General features: G+C 70.1%; 17 protein-coding genes and 3 pseudogenes. 10 read left to right on the top strand and 10 right to left on the bottom strand.

Translation table 11 applies throughout. The features are described 5' to 3' along the window. Positions 1-772: LysR family transcriptional regulator (locus tag NBZ85_RS05065; RefSeq protein ID WP_261561559.1), on the bottom strand; the 772-nt coding region annotated here is incomplete at its 3' end. An 89-nt stretch (positions 773-861) separates the two neighbouring features. Here NBZ85_RS05065 and NBZ85_RS05060 point away from each other — a divergent pair. Continuing rightward, complete coding sequence (locus tag NBZ85_RS05060; RefSeq protein ID WP_261559287.1) at positions 862-2103, top strand: MFS transporter; 1242 nt, start codon at positions 862-864, stop codon at positions 2101-2103. A gap of 141 nt (positions 2104-2244) precedes the next feature. Further along, entirely contained in the window at positions 2245-2442 is a 198-nt protein-coding gene (locus NBZ85_RS05055) for a hypothetical protein (RefSeq protein ID WP_261559288.1), read from the top strand. 762 nt (positions 2443-3204) lie between these two features. On the opposite strand, the gene NBZ85_RS05050 is transcribed toward NBZ85_RS05055, so the two are convergent. From NBZ85_RS05050 to NBZ85_RS05035, 4 genes are all read right to left on the bottom strand, one after another. After that, positions 3205-3507: an NAD(P)-binding domain-containing protein gene (locus NBZ85_RS05050; protein WP_308205056.1), complete on the bottom strand. Its 303-nt coding sequence runs from the start codon at positions 3505-3507 to the stop codon at positions 3205-3207. 81 nt (positions 3508-3588) lie between these two features. Further along, the gene (locus NBZ85_RS05045; protein WP_261559289.1) at positions 3589-4524 is read right to left on the bottom strand and encodes an SDR family oxidoreductase; all 936 of its coding nucleotides are present in this window, start codon (positions 4522-4524) and stop codon (positions 3589-3591) included. 94 nt (positions 4525-4618) lie between these two features. Further along, on the bottom strand, positions 4619-4933 hold the full coding sequence (locus NBZ85_RS05040; protein ID WP_261559290.1) for a putative quinol monooxygenase: 315 nt from the start codon (positions 4931-4933) through the stop codon (positions 4619-4621). A 21-nt stretch (positions 4934-4954) separates the two neighbouring features. Continuing rightward, positions 4955-5572, bottom strand: a complete 618-nt coding sequence (locus NBZ85_RS05035; protein ID WP_261559291.1) for an NADPH-dependent F420 reductase — start codon at positions 5570-5572, stop codon at positions 4955-4957. Positions 5573-5663: 91 nt separating this feature from the next. Between NBZ85_RS05035 and NBZ85_RS05030 the strand changes: the two genes are divergently transcribed. Next, the gene (locus NBZ85_RS05030) at positions 5664-6044 is read left to right on the top strand and encodes a hypothetical protein (RefSeq protein ID WP_261559292.1); all 381 of its coding nucleotides are present in this window, start codon (positions 5664-5666) and stop codon (positions 6042-6044) included. An 18-nt stretch (positions 6045-6062) separates the two neighbouring features. On the opposite strand, the gene NBZ85_RS05025 is transcribed toward NBZ85_RS05030, so the two are convergent. Next, positions 6063-6797: an SDR family NAD(P)-dependent oxidoreductase gene (locus tag NBZ85_RS05025; RefSeq protein WP_261559293.1), complete on the bottom strand. Its 735-nt coding sequence runs from the start codon at positions 6795-6797 to the stop codon at positions 6063-6065. Between the two features lie 421 nt (positions 6798-7218). Between NBZ85_RS05025 and NBZ85_RS05020 the strand changes: the two genes are divergently transcribed. Next, positions 7219-8130 carry a LysR family transcriptional regulator gene (locus tag NBZ85_RS05020; protein ID WP_261561558.1) on the top strand — a complete coding sequence of 304 codons (912 nt, stop codon included), beginning with the start codon at positions 7219-7221 and terminating at the stop codon, positions 8128-8130. A gap of 181 nt (positions 8131-8311) precedes the next feature. On the opposite strand, the pseudogene NBZ85_RS05015 reads toward NBZ85_RS05020, so the two are convergent. Beyond that, positions 8312-8479, bottom strand: a pseudogene (locus NBZ85_RS05015) (IS5/IS1182 family transposase); the annotation flags it as partial. Between NBZ85_RS05015 and NBZ85_RS05010 the strand changes: the two are divergent. Further along, positions 8480-8683: pseudogene (locus tag NBZ85_RS05010) on the top strand (hypothetical protein); the annotation flags it as partial. It lies immediately after the preceding pseudogene. Here the strand turns inward: NBZ85_RS05010 and NBZ85_RS33960 are convergent. Further along, positions 8669-8767, bottom strand: a pseudogene (locus tag NBZ85_RS33960) (MerR family DNA-binding transcriptional regulator); the annotation flags it as partial. The pseudogenes NBZ85_RS05010 and NBZ85_RS33960 sit on opposite strands and share 15 nt — an antisense overlap. A 158-nt stretch (positions 8768-8925) precedes the next feature. On the opposite strand from NBZ85_RS33960, the gene NBZ85_RS05000 reads away from it, so the two are divergent. Beyond that, on the top strand, positions 8926-9243 hold the full coding sequence (locus NBZ85_RS05000) for an EthD domain-containing protein (RefSeq protein WP_261555443.1): 318 nt from the start codon (positions 8926-8928) through the stop codon (positions 9241-9243). Between the two features lie 237 nt (positions 9244-9480). On the opposite strand, the gene NBZ85_RS04995 is transcribed toward NBZ85_RS05000, so the two are convergent. Beyond that, positions 9481-10155 carry a hypothetical protein gene (locus NBZ85_RS04995; protein ID WP_261555439.1) on the bottom strand — a complete coding sequence of 225 codons (675 nt, stop codon included), beginning with the start codon at positions 10153-10155 and terminating at the stop codon, positions 9481-9483. Between the two features lie 251 nt (positions 10156-10406). Between NBZ85_RS04995 and NBZ85_RS04990 the strand changes: the two genes are divergently transcribed. The 3 genes from NBZ85_RS04990 to NBZ85_RS04980 are packed head-to-tail and all read left to right on the top strand — an operon-like array spanning position 10407 to position 15069. Next, a complete protein-coding gene (locus NBZ85_RS04990; protein WP_261555438.1) occupies positions 10407-11144 on the top strand; it encodes an ABC transporter ATP-binding protein in 738 nt (245 codons plus the stop codon). Next, complete coding sequence (locus NBZ85_RS04985) at positions 11141-13591, top strand: ABC transporter permease (protein WP_261561557.1); 2451 nt, start codon at positions 11141-11143, stop codon at positions 13589-13591. Before NBZ85_RS04990 ends, NBZ85_RS04985 begins: the two co-directional genes overlap by 4 nt. A 14-nt stretch (positions 13592-13605) precedes the next feature. Further along, on the top strand, positions 13606-15069 hold the full coding sequence (locus NBZ85_RS04980) for a GAF domain-containing sensor histidine kinase (protein ID WP_261555433.1): 1464 nt from the start codon (positions 13606-13608) through the stop codon (positions 15067-15069). Here the strand turns inward: NBZ85_RS04980 and NBZ85_RS04975 are convergent. Continuing rightward, positions 15030-15713, bottom strand: coding sequence for a response regulator transcription factor (locus NBZ85_RS04975; RefSeq protein WP_261555432.1), 684 nt, complete (start codon positions 15711-15713; stop codon positions 15030-15032). The genes NBZ85_RS04980 and NBZ85_RS04975 overlap by 40 nt on opposite strands. Positions 15714-16019: 306 nt before the next feature. On the opposite strand from NBZ85_RS04975, the gene NBZ85_RS32535 reads away from it, so the two are divergent. Beyond that, positions 16020-16958: an AraC family transcriptional regulator gene (locus NBZ85_RS32535; protein WP_261555430.1), complete on the top strand. Its 939-nt coding sequence runs from the start codon at positions 16020-16022 to the stop codon at positions 16956-16958. Positions 16959-16995: the final 37 nt, after the last annotated feature.

Genomic DNA, 16995 nt, shown 5'->3' with positions numbered 1-16995 from the left:
GGGCGAGTGGGATCATCCGCAGCTCGTCGCGGTGCCGGGCATCCAGGCTCGGGGGCAGGACGTCGACGCCGAGCCCGTGCGCGACGAGGTCGAGCAGCGTGTCGGTGTCGCCGACCTCGCAGGCCAGCCGGCGTCGCAGGCCGTGCTCGGCCAGGGCGGCGTCGACGACCGTGCGCGACCCCCAGCCGGGCGGATAGTCGACGAAGTCCTCCTCCACGGCCTCCCGCAGCGACACCGCCGCCTGCTCCGCCAGCGGGTGCCCGGCGTGGCAGGCGAACACCATCGGCCGGTCGTCCAGCGGGGTCAGGTGGATGGTGGCCGGGGCTGTGCGCGCGCAGGCGAAGGCGAGGTCGAGCGCGCCGGCCGCGACCCGGTCGAGCAGTTCCAGGCTGGGCGCCTGCACGAGCCGCAGCTCCACCCGCGGATGCTCGGTGTGGAAGGCGGCGAGCGCCTCGGTCAGACCCCGCCTGAAACATTGCATGATGCCGATGGTCAGCCGGCCCCCCATGCCGCCGGCCACCCCGGCGACCGCCGAGCGCGCCGCGTCGGCCGCGGACAGGATCCGGCGGGCCTGCGCGAGCAGCACCTCGCCCTCCTGGGTCAGCCGCACCGCACGGGTGTTGCGCACGAACAGCTTCGCGCCGAGCTCGCGTTCCAGGGCGCCGATGGACGACGACAGCCCGGACTGGACGATGTTCACCCGCTGCGCGGCCCGGGTGAAGTGCAGCTCCTCGGCCGCGGCGACGAAGTGCTCGAGCTGGCGGAGCTCCATACATCTCCTCACGAGATGAAGCCGAGCTGATTGTTCTGTTGGACAGGTTATCTGGCGGGCGGCACCCTGGACACATGATCGACGGCGGCGTGACGGCAGACGACCCCTCCACCAGTTCCGCCCCGCCGTCGGGCTCGGGCCTCGGTCGCGGGCTGGTCGGTCTGCTCGCGGTGAGCACCGGCATGTGCGTGGCGGCGATGTACTACGCCCAGCCCCTGCTCGGAGAGATCCGGGCGGCGCTGGGCCTGTCCACCGGCACGGCCGGGCTCGTCGTGTCGGTGACGCAGGCCGGCTACCTGGTGGCGCTGTGCCTGCTGGTCCCAGTCGGCGACCTCGTGGCCCGCCGCCGGCTGATCCCCGCGCTGGTCGCCGCCCAGGCGGTGGGCCTGTTCGTGCTCGCCACCGCCACCTCGGCGACCCAGCTGCTGGCGGCCGCCGTCGCGGTCGGCGCCCTGTCGGTGACCGCCCAGATCGGCGTCGCCTTCGCCGCGACACTCGCCGGCGATGCCGAGCGCGGCAAGGTCGTCGGGACGGTGATGAGCGGGCTGCTGCTCGGCATCCTGCTGGCCCGCACCGTCGCCGGCTACCTGGCCGACCTCGGCGGTTGGCGCACCCCCTTCTGGGCCGCCGGAGCCGCCCAACTCGTGCTGTGCGCCGTGCTCGCCGCCCGGCTGCCAGCCGAGCCGCGCACCGCGGCGCCGCGGCTCGGCTACCGGGCGTTGATCGCCTCGGTGGTCGGGCTGCTGCGCGACGAGCCGGTGCTGCGGCTGCGCGCCGCCTACGGGGCGGCGTCGTTCGGGGCGTTCAGCGCGTTGTGGACGCCGATGGCGTTCCTGCTGTCCGCGGCGCCCTACCACTACTCCACCGGCATGATCGGCCTGTTCGGGCTGCTCGGCCTCATGGGGGTGCTCGCCGCGTCGTTCGTCGGCAGGGCCGCCGACCGCGGGCGGGCCGGCGCGGTGACCGTGGGCACCGCGGTGCTGCTGCTCGCCGCCTGGCTTCCCCTCGGCTTCGGCCGCCACTCGCTGGCCGCACTGATCATCGGGATCCTCGTGCTGGACCTCGCCGCCCAGGGCCTGCACATCGCCAACCAGAGCGAGATCTACCGGCTGGCCCCCTCCGCCCGCAGCCGGCTCACCTCCGCCTACATGGCGATCTACTTCGCCGGCGGACTCGTCGGCTCGATCGCCTCCGGCACCGCCTACAGCCACGGCGGCTGGGTCGCCGTCAGTGTCACCGGCGCCGTGTTCGGCCTCGCCGCGGTCGCCCTCGCCTGCTGGGACGCCCTGCGCCGCGTGCTGTTCGGCGACGCGGCTGATCACCCCGAATAGACTGAATACCCGATGTCTACGGGGTGAGGCAAAGGGACGGTTCCTTCGGACAGCAGCCGGTCACGGGTGGCGGCCCGCACACCGCCGCGTGATGGCCACGCCCGCAGCCAGCCGGAGATACCAGCGAGGGGGCCCTCGTCCATGAGCACTCCGGAAACCAGTCCTCCTCTGTACCCGCCGCTGCGCCCCCAGACCACTGCCGAGGAGCTCCTGGCCGCACGAGGCACACAGCCCATCCGGTCCCTCGACGACCTCACGGCCGACACCTTCGACTCTGACGAGGAGCTCGACGAGTTCCTCGCGTTCACCTACGCCGAGCGTCGACGCGACGTCGTCTGAGCCGCCGCCGTGCAGCCTGTCGTCCTTGACACCGACGTCGCCTCCCTGAGCCACAAACGCAGGCTCAGCGGGCCCGTGGCAACCCGTCTGATCGGCCGCCGCCCACTGATCACGTTCGTGACCTTCGGTGAGCTCGCCAAGCGGAACGTGTGTTCGACTCGCTGGATGATGTTGCCGGCCGAGTGATCATCGGACATCGCCCCCGGTCGGAAGTCGCGTGGAGACCGGGCGGATGGTGATCTCGGGACCCTGAACTAAGATTAAACGGTTCTTATTGTGGTGCGTTAGGTCCACCGACCGCTCCTGGGGTGGGTGTCACAAACCGCCTGACCTGCGCGTTTAGCGGTTTTTACGCCCCATTTCGCTGATCTTGGTAACAATGGCGTTACATGGGTGAGGTGCTGACCAGCGCCGATACGAAGTCGACGCTGGAGGTCCGTCTCCTGGACAGACCGGTCTGTTGTAGCCCCGCGCGTGGCGTGCGGGGTGCAGCGGCCGTGGCATCCGCACGACAGACGGGTGGAACCGTCACGATCAGACGGCCAAAATTCAACATCGACAAGGATGAGGGGCGCACCGAAACCGGACCTGCCCGCAGCGCGAAAGATCGAGGTTAAGATCCTTCGGCCCCAAGTGCTTCAGCGAGGGCGTGACGGGAGTCGATGCGGAGCTTGCGGTAGGTGTTGGTGAGGTGCTGTTCCACGAAGCAGGAACCCGTACCGCGAGGTGCGGGAATCGCCTTCCTCCAGGGAGGTGAGGATGTCAAAGCAGGTGCTTGAAGAAGATGTTGTTGAACGCTTTCACGACCATGGCGTCCGGGATGTACCGCAACAGCAGTTCGCTCGACGTGAGCGACGTGCTGTCGAGTTCGGGAATGTGCCCGTCACGCTCGGGGCCGTAGTTGCACGTGTCGATGACTGTCTTCCCGGCCAGTGGAACGGCGGGTAAGTTGGGGAACGCCTTGACCGGCACCGTGACCACGACGATGTCACCGGCCGCCGCGGCCTCCCCGCTCGTCGCCGCGGACGCCCGCGGCCCCAGTTCCGCGCTTCCGATGAATCCCACAGTTGTCATATTCTCAGCGCCCCTCCAGAAGAGCCGAGCCCTTGTCATGTGCCGGACTCGTTGCGATTCGGGTCCCTGTCATCAGCTGGCGGAGAAGTAATGGCCGTTGTCCAGATCGGTGAGCAGGCTGGGCTGAGCGGGCTCCCAGCCGAGGGTCCGGCGGGTGATGAGGTTGGACGCCGGGTAGCTCTGCGTGACTATGTTCGCGAGGAACCCAAAGTATCCCGGCACCATCAGTACGTCCGCAGGAACGCTCACGACGGGCAGGCCCAGACGGCTGCCGATGGCCTCGGCGATCTCGCGGAACGGGATGCCCCCGTCCCCAACCGCGTGCCAGTATTTGCCAGCCGGCCCCTTCTCCAGCGCCAGGCGGAACAAGGAGGCGACATCGCGGACGTGCACGGCGTTCCACAGGTTCGCGCCGTCTCCGGGGTAGCCGACGAAACCCTTCTCCTTCGCGAGCGCGATCAGCTGCACGAGGAAGCCGGCACGATCGGTCGTGCTGTGCGCGATGTTGGCAATCCGCACGACCGAAGACCGCACTCCCCGCTCGGCGAGGCCGACTACGGCGGTTTCCACGACGTTACGAGCGTGCAGGGTGCCCTTGTACTCATCGCCGCCGGGAAGGGCCGGGTCCTTCTCGGTGGCCGGCCGGCCCAGGCTCCCGGGCGAGCCAATGCTCCCCGCCGCGACCAGCGGCTTTCCGGTTCCCGCGAGTGCCTCGCCGTACGCGAGTATGATCGGGACCTCCGCGGCGGCCACGGCGTCGATCCCGCCGGAGAGAAGCAGGTCTTGCCTGTGCGCGACGTGGATGACGCCGTCGGAGTCCGCGGCCGCCTCCTTGAGCCCGTCGAGATCCTCGAGGTCGCCGCGACGCACCTTCGCGCCATGCGCGGACAGCGCCGCCGCGGCCGTGTCCGACCGGGCCAGGCCGGTGACCTCGTGCCCGGCGGCGATGAGTTCGGGGATGATGTACGAACCGGAATGGCCGGTCCCGCCAGCGACGAAAACGCGTATGCTACTTCCTTGTAAGGATAGGTGGAGGGGCTTTTCTTCTCGTGCCGTAGATCGACTGGCGTGATGTGGCGCGAGAAGTGGTGGTGCGGTGTGCTCAGCTGAGAGGGTCGCCGCCCAGCGATACCGACCGGAGCAGGACCGGAGGGTCGGGCGGGGACGCGAGCAGCGGAACCAGTCGCGGGATCTTCGGCGCCATCCATTCGCCGTGCTTCTCGAAGCCGGCGACCGACGTGTGGGCCTGGATGACGGTCAAGGGCGTGGCCTCGTCATCGATCGGCTCGTGGACCGAATAACGAAGGTATTCCGGTTCGGCGTTGATCGAGTCGGCGAACTCGCGTAGGAGGCCGATCAGAGCGTCGTACTTACCGTCCGCCGGCTGGAGCCGGTTGATGAAGACCACCGTGGCCATGTTCTCTCCTGGAGAGAATCTTCAGAGGACCTCGGCGCCCAAGGCGATGTCGAAGCCAGCGCCGTTGCGTGCCAGGCCCACCAGGAGGATGCCGGCCCATTCAAGGACGTAGGCCATCTCGAGCCCTCCTGCGTCGAGGGGCCGCATGTCCACGCTCTCCAGAAACGCCGCGACACGTGTTTTCGCCTCGGCGCTGTCGCCGGCGAAGAACACGTCCAGGGGCTTGTCTTCAGCAAGGACGCCGCGGAAGATCGAATTGAATGCCTTCACGACGTGTGCGCCCTCGGGGGCGGCGGCGGCGATCTGCTGGGACACCGAGTTGCCCGCGGTAGTCACGAGTCCACTTACGTCGGCGTTGAACGGGTTGGTGATGTCGACGAGGATCTTGCCGGCCAGCGCATCGCCGTAGTGCGCGACCACTTCAACCGCGCCGGTGTACAGGACGGCCACGATGACGATGTCACCCGCCGGCCTTGCGCCGAACGTGCCGACGGTGGCTCCGTTGCCGATCTGGTCGGCAAGCGCCTGAGCCTTGGCGGTGTTGCGGCTCATGAGCTCGATGGTGTGGCCGTGCTTCGTCGCCCGGGTGCCGATGGCGGTGGCCATGTTGCCCGAGCCGATGATGCTGATGGTGGTCACGACGTGTGTTCCTTTGTTGTGTATGGATCAGTTGGTCGTGGGGATCTTGCTGGCGTGCTGGGCCGGGTGTCGAAGGTTCGCCGGCGCCCAGGTGCCAGATCGGCCCGCTGACGACCTGGTCGACGGGCTCGGGCTGGCCGGCCTCGTGGTGGAGCCGGGTGCCGCCGCGGATCAGGGCACCGCGGATCAGGGCACCGCAGATGACGGCACCCGCCCAGAAGGCGCCCGCGGCCCACCAGTAGCCGACGGTGAACCCGTGCACGGTGGCGCTGACGACGGGGGTGCTGCCGCGGTGGGCCGAGTAGTGGTTGGTGGCGGTGGCGACGAAGGTGCTGATTATCCCTTCACCGTCTTCGACGTCATGTCGTACTGCGAGGACGGCAACGACACGAACTCGGCCTGGACCTCCGCGCCCGGCTGGACGCGCGACACCAACCTGCTCCAGCTCGGGTACCCGCCGGCGCGGCGCTGACGACCACCAGCGACGCGCTCAGATCACTGTGGTGCCGCCGTCGACAACCAGCTCCATGCCATTGACGTAGCTCGAGTCGTCCGAGGCGAGGAACAACGCGACCGACGCGATCTCCTCAGGGCGGCCCATCTCTCGCCGCGGGATCACGGACTCGAACTGCACCTTCATCTGCTCGTCCATCACCTTCTCCAGAATCGGCGTGGCAACCTGGCCGGGGGTCAGCACGTTCACCCGGATCTTCCTGTCCCTCAGCTCGGACACCCACACCCGTGCGTAGGCGGGCAGCACGGCCTTGCTCGCTGCGTACACACTCCAATCGGGGTAGCCCCGGAGCGAAGCGTTTGACCCGGTCATGAAGATCGAGCCTCCATCGTTGAACAGCGGAAGCGCCTTCTGGACCGTGAACAGCGTTCCGCGCGCGTTCAGCGAGAAGGCGGCATCGAACTGCTCCTCGGTGATCTCGCCGAGCCTGCCCTGCTCGCCCATTCCAGCACTTGCCCACAACACGTCGACCGTGCCCTTTTCCTGCTTGACCGTCTCGAACAAAAGGTCCAGATCATCGAGGTTGGCCGAATCTGCCTGCACGCCGGTCACGTTCCGGCCGATCAGTTTGACGGCTTCGTCCAGCGCGTCCTTCCGCCGGCCCGAAATGAAGACGTGAGCTCCTTCATCAACGAACAACTTCGCACCGGCCAGCGCCATTCCACTTGTCGCGCCTGTGATCACCGCAACCTTGCCATCGAGCTTTCCCACTGCTACTCCATTCACATGCCGCGCCGATGTTATGTACACCGATCTGCGTGCTTAACGCATCGAACAGTCGCGCGGGGTGCAAGCTTGGCCAGGGTGCTGGCCATGTTCCCCAGGCCGCCAATGCTGATGCTGCTTATTGACGTGTCTGCTTTCTGGAGCTGGATAGGACGCCATTTCCCACCTCGTCGCCGTTAACGGCTGTGTCTTCGATGCCGTCGAATGACGCGATGGACCGCGCTCAATTCACGATCTGCTCATTCTGGTTCAGGACCCTGCTATCAATTTCCATGTCAAACTCTTATGCCGAATTTGCTCCGACCCCATCGGGTACCTATTGACGATGCCATTGTCCCGAGTGGGTGTCCAAGACCTCTTTCAGCTGCGGTGATACCCTGAAGGCATCGCCGGACCGGGAGGTTCCATGGATCTCGACCTGCGCAAGTTGCGCTACTTCGTCGCCGTCGCCGACAGGCTGCACTTCGGCCGCGCCGCCGATGAGCTGCACATCGCGCAGCCGGTGCTCAGTCGGCAGATTCGTGCGCTGGAACAGGATCTCGGCACCCCGCTACTGACAAGGGACAGCCACGGCGTGGTGCTGACCGCCGCCGGCAGGCAGCTGCTGACCGACGCTGGCCCGCTGCTGGCCTCCGCGCACGCGGTCCGCCGGCGGGTGACCGTGGCCGCGCGGGGCAGCCGGCGGATCATGGTCGGCTTCCGGGCGGGCATCGCGGTTGCCCCAGCGGTACGGCTGTTCGCCGACCGGCACCCGGACGTTCTGGTGGACGTGCAGCGGATCGAATGGGACGACCAGGCCCCGATGCTGCTCGACGGCCGCATCGATGTCGGCTATGTGCGGCTGCCCATCGACGAGGCTGGCCTGCGCGTCGCCCCGCTGTACACCGAGCCGCGGGTGGCGGTGCTGCCCGTCGGCCACCGGTTGGCCGGCCGGGAGCAGATCACCGAGGCCGATCTGGCCGGCGAGCCGCTGGTCTGGCATATGGACACGAGCACGCAGCCCACCAGGCGGCCGCACCCTAACGCCGGGTACCTGGTGCGCGGGGTGGACGAGACGCTAGAGCATGTCGCGGCCGGCCGGGGCATCTCGTTCCTGGCCCGTTCGGCAATCGTGTTCTACTCACATCCGAACATCAGTTACGTGCCCGTCTCGGATCTGGCGTCCGACCAGGTGTGCCTCGCGCTGGCGGCATCGCACACCTCGCCGGTGGTCGACGACTTCTTCACCGCGGCTCAGGCGGCGGCCGAGATCACGGCAGAATGTGGGAACTATGAAATGTGGAAGCTTGGAAGCGGTGCTGTTTCAAAGCAGGATTGAGCAGCTCGACTGACAACAGCAGCGCCAACAGAGGGTGCGTGGCCACAGTATTGGCGAAGGCATTGAGCTTTTCCCGGTAACCATCGGTGGCGGTGGGTAGCCACAATGGTGTGTTTGGGCCGTGGGTTTCAGGTGGTGCGCTGATGCTCGGTGTGGAGGATGACGAGGGCGGCTTTCACTCCTCGGAGACCCACAGGGGCCAGCCGTCGTCAGGGGCGGAGACGACCTGGATGGTGCCACCATGGTTGTGGATCTTTCTGGGCCACCGCAGGTCCACGCCCCCGGTCGGGCCGGGGGTGCGGACCCGGTCGGTTTCGATCACCGTGCCGTCGACGATGACGTGGTCGTACACCTCGTCAAGGACAGAATGGACATCACCGGCGCCCGCTGGGGACTCGGCGGCGCCGAAGCCATCCTCACGCTGCGCGCCGTCATCGCCAACCGGGACTTCGACGACTACTGGACGTTCCACCTCGACCAGGAACGCCTGAATAAGTGCGACGCGCGCGACATGATCGTCGTCGTAGTATCGCTGGCCGCTGGAGGATCGTGAACTGACCAGCAAGCCCTGATCCTCGTAGTAACGCAGCGATCGACGGCTAGCTCCCGTCCTGGCGGATAGCTCACCGATCCGCATCTCAACCCCCGGTGCGCACTCGGTCACAGAAACTTGCCCTTGACATCGATGCGAGCGTCTAAGTTACCCCTGTTGTCAGGTGGCCCGTTCGCGGCATCCGGTTGCCGGCATTGCTTCCACGAGAGAAGAGGAAGAAGTCAGTGATCAAATTTTCCTTTATGATCAACTGCGTCGAAGGGATATCTTTCGAGCGATTCGTCGAATATCATCGGGACCGGCACGCCCCACTATTTTCCTCCATCCCGGAGGTGCAGCGTTGTGTGAAGAAGTACACGGTGTCACACCCGGTTCCTGTCGAGGGTTACCCGAGTCCCGCCTATGACGGTCTCACTGAAATCTGGTTCGAAAGCCGGGAAGATCATAATTCTTTCTTTGCATCCAAGAACTACAAGGAACTGGTGAGCCCGGACGAGGTGAAGTTCATCCATATGGATTCCGTGGCGATAATGGTAACCGATGAGAAGGTAGTGTTTTAGCCCGGATGCACCGTCCAGTAGGAGTGGTCGCGGACGCACGCGCGGTTTGGTCTGGTTCTCGCCGCCACCTGACCACCCGCACCCCGCTGTCACACCCGGAGCTGGTACAGACACGGTAGAGGGCGCGGGCGCGCCGGTTGCGGCGAAGCCCGACCCTCGGGCAGGGCGCCCATCATGACCGGCCGGCCCTGGTCACCGATCGGGTGACCAGGGCCGGCCGGTGGGCGGCGGCAGCGATCAGGCGGCCGCCGGAGCCGGCAGGGCGGGGGCAACCGCGGCCCGGACGGGGGCGCTGACCCCCTCGCGCAGCACCTGCGCCGCGCAGCCGGCGAAGCCGACCAGCAGGACGAGTCCCCCGATCGCACCGATCGGGGGCGGGGCGACGGCCGAGATGATGGCCGCCGGAACGTAGGCGATCACCGCGCCCGCCGCCCAGCGAGGCACCGCTTCCGACCGCCACAGCGCCGTGCCGAGCAGCCCGAAACCGACGATGGTGCCGAACAGGAACGTCAGGAAGAAGGGGCCGGCCCACCCGCTGTCGGCGACCTTCCGGATGAACTCCCCGAGCCGCGGGTCGTCGGAATCCACGGCGGTCTCGGTCATGATGTCGAACATCGCCAGCGTGCAGGAGGCGCCGATGCCGAGCAGTCCCAGCGTGCCGCCGGCAACGGCCAGCTTCGGCGAGCGCGGCCAGGCCAGCAGCGCGACCACGCCGATCGCCGGCAGCAGCACGAGGGTGAGAAAGTCGCCGGCCAGCAGGGCGTGGACCTGACCGGAGTGCCCGGCGAACTTCGCCAGCGTCTTGGGACCCGGCTCGCCGCTGGCCGGCGACGCGGCGGAGACGAGCACGACGGCGGCGGGGCCGATGACGAGGCTGGCCGCGGCGAGCAGCCGGCCGATCGGACGGGACATGGGTTTCCTCCCCACAGAATGCCACCCGACCCAGTCGCCCGGTCGCCGGATGACGAGCTGAAATCCATGATGAAGATAGGTTTCGCCGCCTGGCCGCAGGAAGGTCACTGCCCGCCGTCGGTGCGGGGGAGTTACCACCCCCGCACCGACGGGGCGCCCCCACCCTTGGCGAATCGGTTCCAGTCGGGCGCAATATGACGGGGAGACGGCGCCGGGCCCCAGGCGCGCGGACGGAAGACGGGAGACCCTGGGTGAAAGCCCCCTCGGGCCAGCGACCGGCCGCCTCCGGCGGCCCTCTTCTCCGCCTGCGCGGCGTGCGCAAGACCTTCACCGCCGACCTCGCCCCGGTGCGCGCGCTGCGCGGGCTGGATGTGGACGTTGCCGCCGGTGAGTTCGTCGCCTTCATGGGGCCGTCCGGCTGCGGCAAGTCGACCCTGCTGAATGTCGCCGCCGGGATGGACTCGGTCGACGAGGGAACCGTCGAAGTGGCCGGGGAGGACATCACTGGCCGAGACGAGGACTGGCTGGCCCGGTTCCGGCGCCGCCATATCGGAATCGTCTTTCAGTTCTTCAACCTCATCGACGGGATCACCGCGCTGGAAAACGTGGTCCTGGCGGCGATGCTGGGGGGCGTGCGCCGCCGGCCGGCCGAATCCCGGGCCCGTGACCTGCTCGACCTGCTCGGGCTGGGCGACCGGGCCGGGCAGGTCCCGGCCGTGCTGTCCGGCGGGGAACGCCAACGGCTGGCCATCGCCCGGGCCCTGGTGAACGAGCCGACGCTGCTGCTGGCCGACGAGCCGACCGGCGCCCTGGACAGCGAGGGCGGCCAGGAGGTGCTCGAACTGTTCCGCCGGCTGCACGCCCGGGGACAGACCATCGTCATGGTCACCCACGCGCCGGACATCGCCGGCAGGGCCGGGCGGATCGTCCGCATGCGCGACGGGCGGGTCGTCGAGGTCGACGGGCCGCTGCCGGGCGTGGTCGCGTGAGGGTCGCGCTGGCCTGGCTGCGCATCGACCTGCGGCTGCGCTGGCGGGCTCTGCTCACGCTGGGCCTGCTGATCGCGCTGGCGACCGGAGCGGTCCTCTCGGCGGCGGCCGGTACCCGGCGCGGCGGCAGCGCCGTCGAACGGCTCCAGGCCCGGACCCTGCCGTCGACCGCCACCGTCCTGCCCAACCAGCCGGGCTTCGACTGGAACCGCATCCGGGCCCTGCCCGAGGTGGCCTCTGTGGGCGAGTTCGCCGTCAGCACGTACGAGATCGAGGGGCTGCCCAGCAGCGAGGCCTACGCCGGCTACGCCGGCTTCCCGCTGGTCGGCGACGACACGCTGACCGGTCTGGAGCGGCCGGTGATGTTGGCCGGGCGGATGTACGACCCGCGGCGAGCCGACGAAGCCGTGGTCAGCGCCCGCTTCCTGGAGCACTACCACCACCGTCTCGGCGACGTCGTCACCGCCCGGCTGGCCACCCCGGCCCAGCTCGACGGCGAGTTCGCGCAGGGAGGGTCGCCGACGCCGTCCGGTCCCCGCCAGCCGCTGCGGATCGTCGGGGTGATCCGGGCGCCGTGGTTCACCGACCAGGTCGGTGCCCCCGGCGGCATCCAGCCGACCCCGGCGTTCACGCAGCGGTACCGGGCCAACCTGCTCGGTACGGGCCAGCACATCTACGTCAACGCGCTGGTCCGGCTGCGTGGCGGGGAGGCGGACCTGCCCCGCTTCACCCGCGACCTGACCCGCGTCACCGGGCGGCACGACATCGACGTGTGGAACAACGCCGACCTGATCCGGCACGCGGCGAAGGTGACCGGGTTCGAAAGCGATGTCCTGCTGGCCCTGGCCGCGTCGGCCGCCGCGGCCGCCGCCGTCCTGATCGGCCAGACCCTCTCCCGGTACAGCGCGGCCTCCGTGGCCGACCTGCGGGTCCTGCAGGCGCTTGGGCTGACCCCCCGCCAGACGGTGCTTGCCGCCGCGCTCGGCCCGTCGCTGGCCGCACTGGCCGGGACGGCGGCCGGCGTGGCCGGCGCCCTTGCCGCCTCGGCGCTGTTCCCGATCGGCGCGGCCACCCGGTACGAGCCGGCGCCGGGGTTCGACGCCGACTGGCCGGTGCTCGTGGGCGGCGCGATCGCCACCGTGCTGCTGGCGATCGCGGCTACGGCCTGGGCGGCGGCGGCCGCGCTGGCCGCGGCCCGGCGCCCGGCGACGTCCTCGCGGGCCTCGGCGCTGGCCCGGCTGGTGACCCGCCTGGGCCTGCCGGTGCCGGTCCAGGTCGGCACCCGGTTCGCGCTGGAGCCCGGCATCGGCCGGGCGGCGGTGCCGGTCCGCCCGGCGCTGGTCGGCGCGGTGGTCGGCGTCCTCGGGGTGCTGGCCGCCCTCACCTTCCGGGCCGGTGTGGTCGACACCGCCGGCGACCCGCAACGGTTCGGTCAGACATTCCAGGTCGGAACCTTCCTCGGGCTCGGTGGCCAGGACTTCGTCGCGGCCGGTCCGGCGCTGCGGGCGCTGGCCGCCGATCCGGAGGTGGTCGCGGTCAACGACACCCGGGTCGGCGTCGTGTCGTTGGGCGAGACGCCGGTGACGGTGTTCAGCTACCACCCGGTCGGGCATGGCATCCGGACGGTGGTGCTGTCCGGGCGGATGCCGGCCGGACCCGGGGAGATCGCGCTGGCCCCCGAGTCGTTGCGGGCGGCCCACCTGCGAATCGGCGACCGCGTCCCGGCCGCGGGCGCGTTCGTCGCCGCCGGGCCGGGCCGACCGGGCGGAGTCGCCACGGGGACGCTGCGGGTTACCGGCGTCGTCTTCGTCCCCGAGGACTCCCACAACGACTATGTGACCGGCGCATGGCTCACGTCGGCCGGTTTCGACCGGCTGTTCCCGGGTGGGACGTTCAAATTCCACAGTGCCCACGTCGCGCTGCGGCCCGGCGCCGACCCGAGGGCAGCCGGGGCCCGGCTGTCGAAGGCCGCGTCCGGGGCCGCCGGCGGCGACGTCGAGGTGACGCCGGTCCCGGTGTCGGCCGCCGCCGCCGAGGTCCGCGAGGTCCGGACCCTGCCGCTGATCCTGGGCGCCTTCCTGGCCGTGCTGGCCGTCGCCGCCATGGGCCACGCCCTGTCCACCGCCCTGCGCCGCCGCCGCCACGACCTGGCGGTGTTGCGGGCTTTGGGCATGACCCGACCCCAGACCCGGGCGGTGCTGGCCGTCCAGGCCACCGTGCTGGCGCTGGTCGGGCTCGCGGCCGGCGTGCCGCTGGGGCTGGTCGTCGGCCGGACGCTGTGGCGGCTGATCGCCGACCGGATGCCGGTGCTGTACGTGGCACCGCTGGCCGCCACCGCCCTGGTTCTCACCGGGCCGGCCGTGCTGGCCGTGGCCAACCTGGTGGCCTCGATGTTCGCGCGAAGGGCGGCCCGGCTGCAGCCGGCGGCCGTGCTGCGGGCGCAGTGACCGGGATGGCCGGGATGGCCGGGCCATGGTTGCGGGCCGGATGGGCCGGGCGGCTGGCCGCCGGACTGGCCGGCATCGCCGCCTTGGCCGGGCTGGCCGCCGTCGCCCAGCTCGCCGTCCTGGCCAGCCTGGACGCGCCGGTCGACAGCACCGGCCGGGCCATCCTGCTGCGGTCCGGCCTGGCTGCGCTCGCCGTCGCGCTGGTCGCGCCGTCGGTGTGGCGGCGGGCGGCCGCGCTTGCGGCCCGGCTCTCGATGGACGGCGGGCGGCCGGACGACCGGCACCTGCTGACGACCTTCGGCGCCCGGATGACCCGGGCCCTGCCCATGGACGAGCTGCTGCTCCAGCTGGCCGAGTCACTGCGGGAGACGGTCGGGCCGGCCGGGGCCGAGGTCTGGGTCGGCAGCGGCGGGGCGCTCAGTCGTGCCATCTCCGTCCCCGAACGGCCACCGGCCACCCTGGTGCTGCCGGAACGGGAACGGACGGTCGCCGGGCGGACCCGGGTCGTGGGCGACGCCTGGCTCAAGGTGTGGGCACCGGACGTTCTTGACGCGGTGCGCGCCGGCAACGCGGGCGACGCGGGCGAGGCGGTCCGGGTCGCGCCGATCGCCCACCTGGGATCGGTGCTGGGCCTGCTCGTCGTGCGGCGCGGCCCCCGGGACGCACCGTTCGGGTCCGGCGAGGAGACCGTGCTCGTCGACCTGGCCCGCCAGGTCGGCCTGGCGTTGCACAACATCAACCTGGACACGGCGTTGCAGGCATCGCTTCGCGAACTGCGGGCCAGCAACGCGGAGCTGACGGCCTCGCGGGCCCGGGTGGTGGCAGCGGCCGACGAGTCCCGTCGACGGATCGAGCGTGACCTGCACGACGGGGCCCAGCAGCACCTGGTCGCGCTGGCGGCCAAGGCCGGGCTGGCCCGCCGGTTCGTCGAGCGGGATCCGGACCGGGCCGCCGCGCTCCTGGATGACCTGAGAGGCGAGATCCGGGCAGTCGGGGCCGAGCTACGGGACCTGGCCCACGGCATCTACCCGCCGCTGTTGCGCCAACACGGCCTGGGCGAGGCGGTGCGGACCGCCGTCGCCCGCCTGCCCCGGCCCTGTTCGGTCGAGGTCACGACGGCCGCGCGGTACGCGGAGCAGGTCGAGACCGCGATCTACTTCTGCTGCCTGGAGGCCTCGCACAACGCGGTCAAGCACGCCGGGGCGGCGGTCACGCTCCGGATCGAGATCTTCGACGACGGCGCCGGCCCCGGCTTCCGGGTGATCGACGATGGCGCCGGCTTCGACCCGGCCGCCGCAGGCGGTGAGCGAGGCGGGACCGGCCTGGTGAACATGGCCGACCGGCTCGGCGCGGTCGGCGGCCGGCTGACAGTGGAGTCGGCACCCGGCCGGGGTACCCGGATCCACGGCGCGGTGCCCGCGGCCTTGGCGCCGGGCACTCAGGGTCCGGTGACGGACTCGCCCCGGGCGGACAGGTAGATCAACACTGCCTTGACCCGGCGGTTGACGTCCTGCCCGCCGGCCAGGCCGAGCTTGGCGAACAGAGCGTTGGTGTGCTTCTCGACCGCGTGCTCGCTCAGGAACAGGGCGTCGGCGACGGCCGCGTTGCTCTTCCCCTGCGCGACCTGCTCGAGCACCTGCCGCTCGCGGGTGGTGAGAGCGGCCAGTGCCGAGGCGTGGGCGCGGGACCGGGCGGCGACCAGCAGGTCGATGATGGTCGGGTCGATCGCCGAACCGCCGGACGCGACCGCCCGCACCGCCGCCGCCAGTTGCTCCGGGTCGTCGACGCGTTCCTTCAGTAGATAGGCTCGGCCGGCGCTGCCCTTCTCGAGCAGGGCCAGTGCGTAGGCCGGGGCGGCGTAGGCGGACAGCACCACCACGCCGAGCCCGGGGTGGGTGGCCCGCAGCCGGCCCGCGGCCCGGATTCCCTCGTCGGTGTGGCCGGGCGGCATCCGGACGTCGGTCACGACGACATCCGGAGTGTGGGTGTCGACCGCGGCCAGCAGGCCGTCGAGATCGCCGCAGGTGGCCACGACGGTGACGTCGTCCGACGCCTCCAGCACCATGCGCACGCCTTCGCGCACGAGGAGGGAATCCTCGGCCAGCACCACGCGGAGGCTCACGCCGATCACGATAGTCGGCGCCCGATCTACTCAAGCGCAGTTTCCTGTGACGAGTGGGACGCCTTTGGGCCGGTGCCGTCGCACCGTCGCACCGTCGGACCTACGACGAGGCTGCTCGGTTCGATGTCAGGGGCCTGACCACGGCAATCGTTCGCTGGGCCGATCTACGGGACCGCTGGTCCGAGTTGCTGGATCTGCTGCTGCGGCCAATCCAGCGCTCGACGGCCGCCGCTGTGCAGACTGGGGTAGAACCCGGCGACGTGGCCTGCGCCGTGGGGCTCAGAGACGAGATCACAGGAGCTCGGCGTGACGGCAGATGTGCTGGCTTCGGGGGCGATGCGTTTCGCCGCGGCTGACCTGGCGCAGCGCTTCGACCAGGACGCGCGGTGTGCGACCCGGCGTTGCAGCGTGCGGGATGCCGGTTGGGCGTCGGTGCTCGTCCGGGTCGCTCAGCGCTGTGATGCTTCGGGACGTGCGGACATGGCCATCCTGCCCCATCCCCGGATCATGCTCGTGACCCGTGGAAGCGTGGCCGTGCAACGACGCGACGGAGTAGCGCGGCGATCCGCCCAGCTCGCGCCGGGGAAGGTGTGGATCGTCCCAGCCGGAGTGCCGCTGAGTTATGAGTGGACGCAGGCGGGGCGCGGCATCCGCGAGCTCGTCGTCATGGTTCTCCCGGCAGGCGATCTCGCGCGTACCGCCGGCCTGCTGAGCCATCGACGGTCCTCGCCGGTCACCTTGGCGGAGCCGGTGCTGACCGAGGACCACGTGGTGCGCAGCGTCCTGACCGGGCTCACTCACGCGATGGCCGCGGGAGTCGACGAGCTGTACGCGCAGACCTCGGCGGCCTTCCTGCTCGCCCACGTGCTCAGCCACTACGGGACCGGATCGCCAGGCCCCGTCGGCGTCGGCGTCGGGGGAGAGGACGCCCGGGTCCGGGCGGCGATCGAGTTCATGCGGGACAACCTTCACCTGCCGCTGTCGCTCGCCGACCTGGCCGGCAGCGCCGGGCTGAGCCCGTATCACTTCCTGCGTGTCTTTCGCGCCTCGACGGGACTGCCACCACGCCGGTTTCTCACCCGCATGAGGGTCGACGTGGCGCGGCGCCGTCTCGAGGACAGCGATCTGTCCGTCACCGACATCGCGCGGCAGTGCGGGTTCAGCAGCGCCAGCCAGTTCTCGACCGCGTTCCGCCGCGAGACCGGTATGGCACCTCGGGCGTTCCGCCGCAGCCGCGCCACGTAGGGGATGCGACCGACTGCAACTGATCGAAACTAACCGT

The organism is Frankia tisae, from assembly GCF_025403405.1.
Taxonomy (GTDB): Bacteria; Actinomycetota; Actinomycetes; order Frankiales; family Frankiaceae; genus Frankia; species Frankia tisai.
This window is presented reverse-complemented; position numbering and strand designations above follow the sequence as displayed.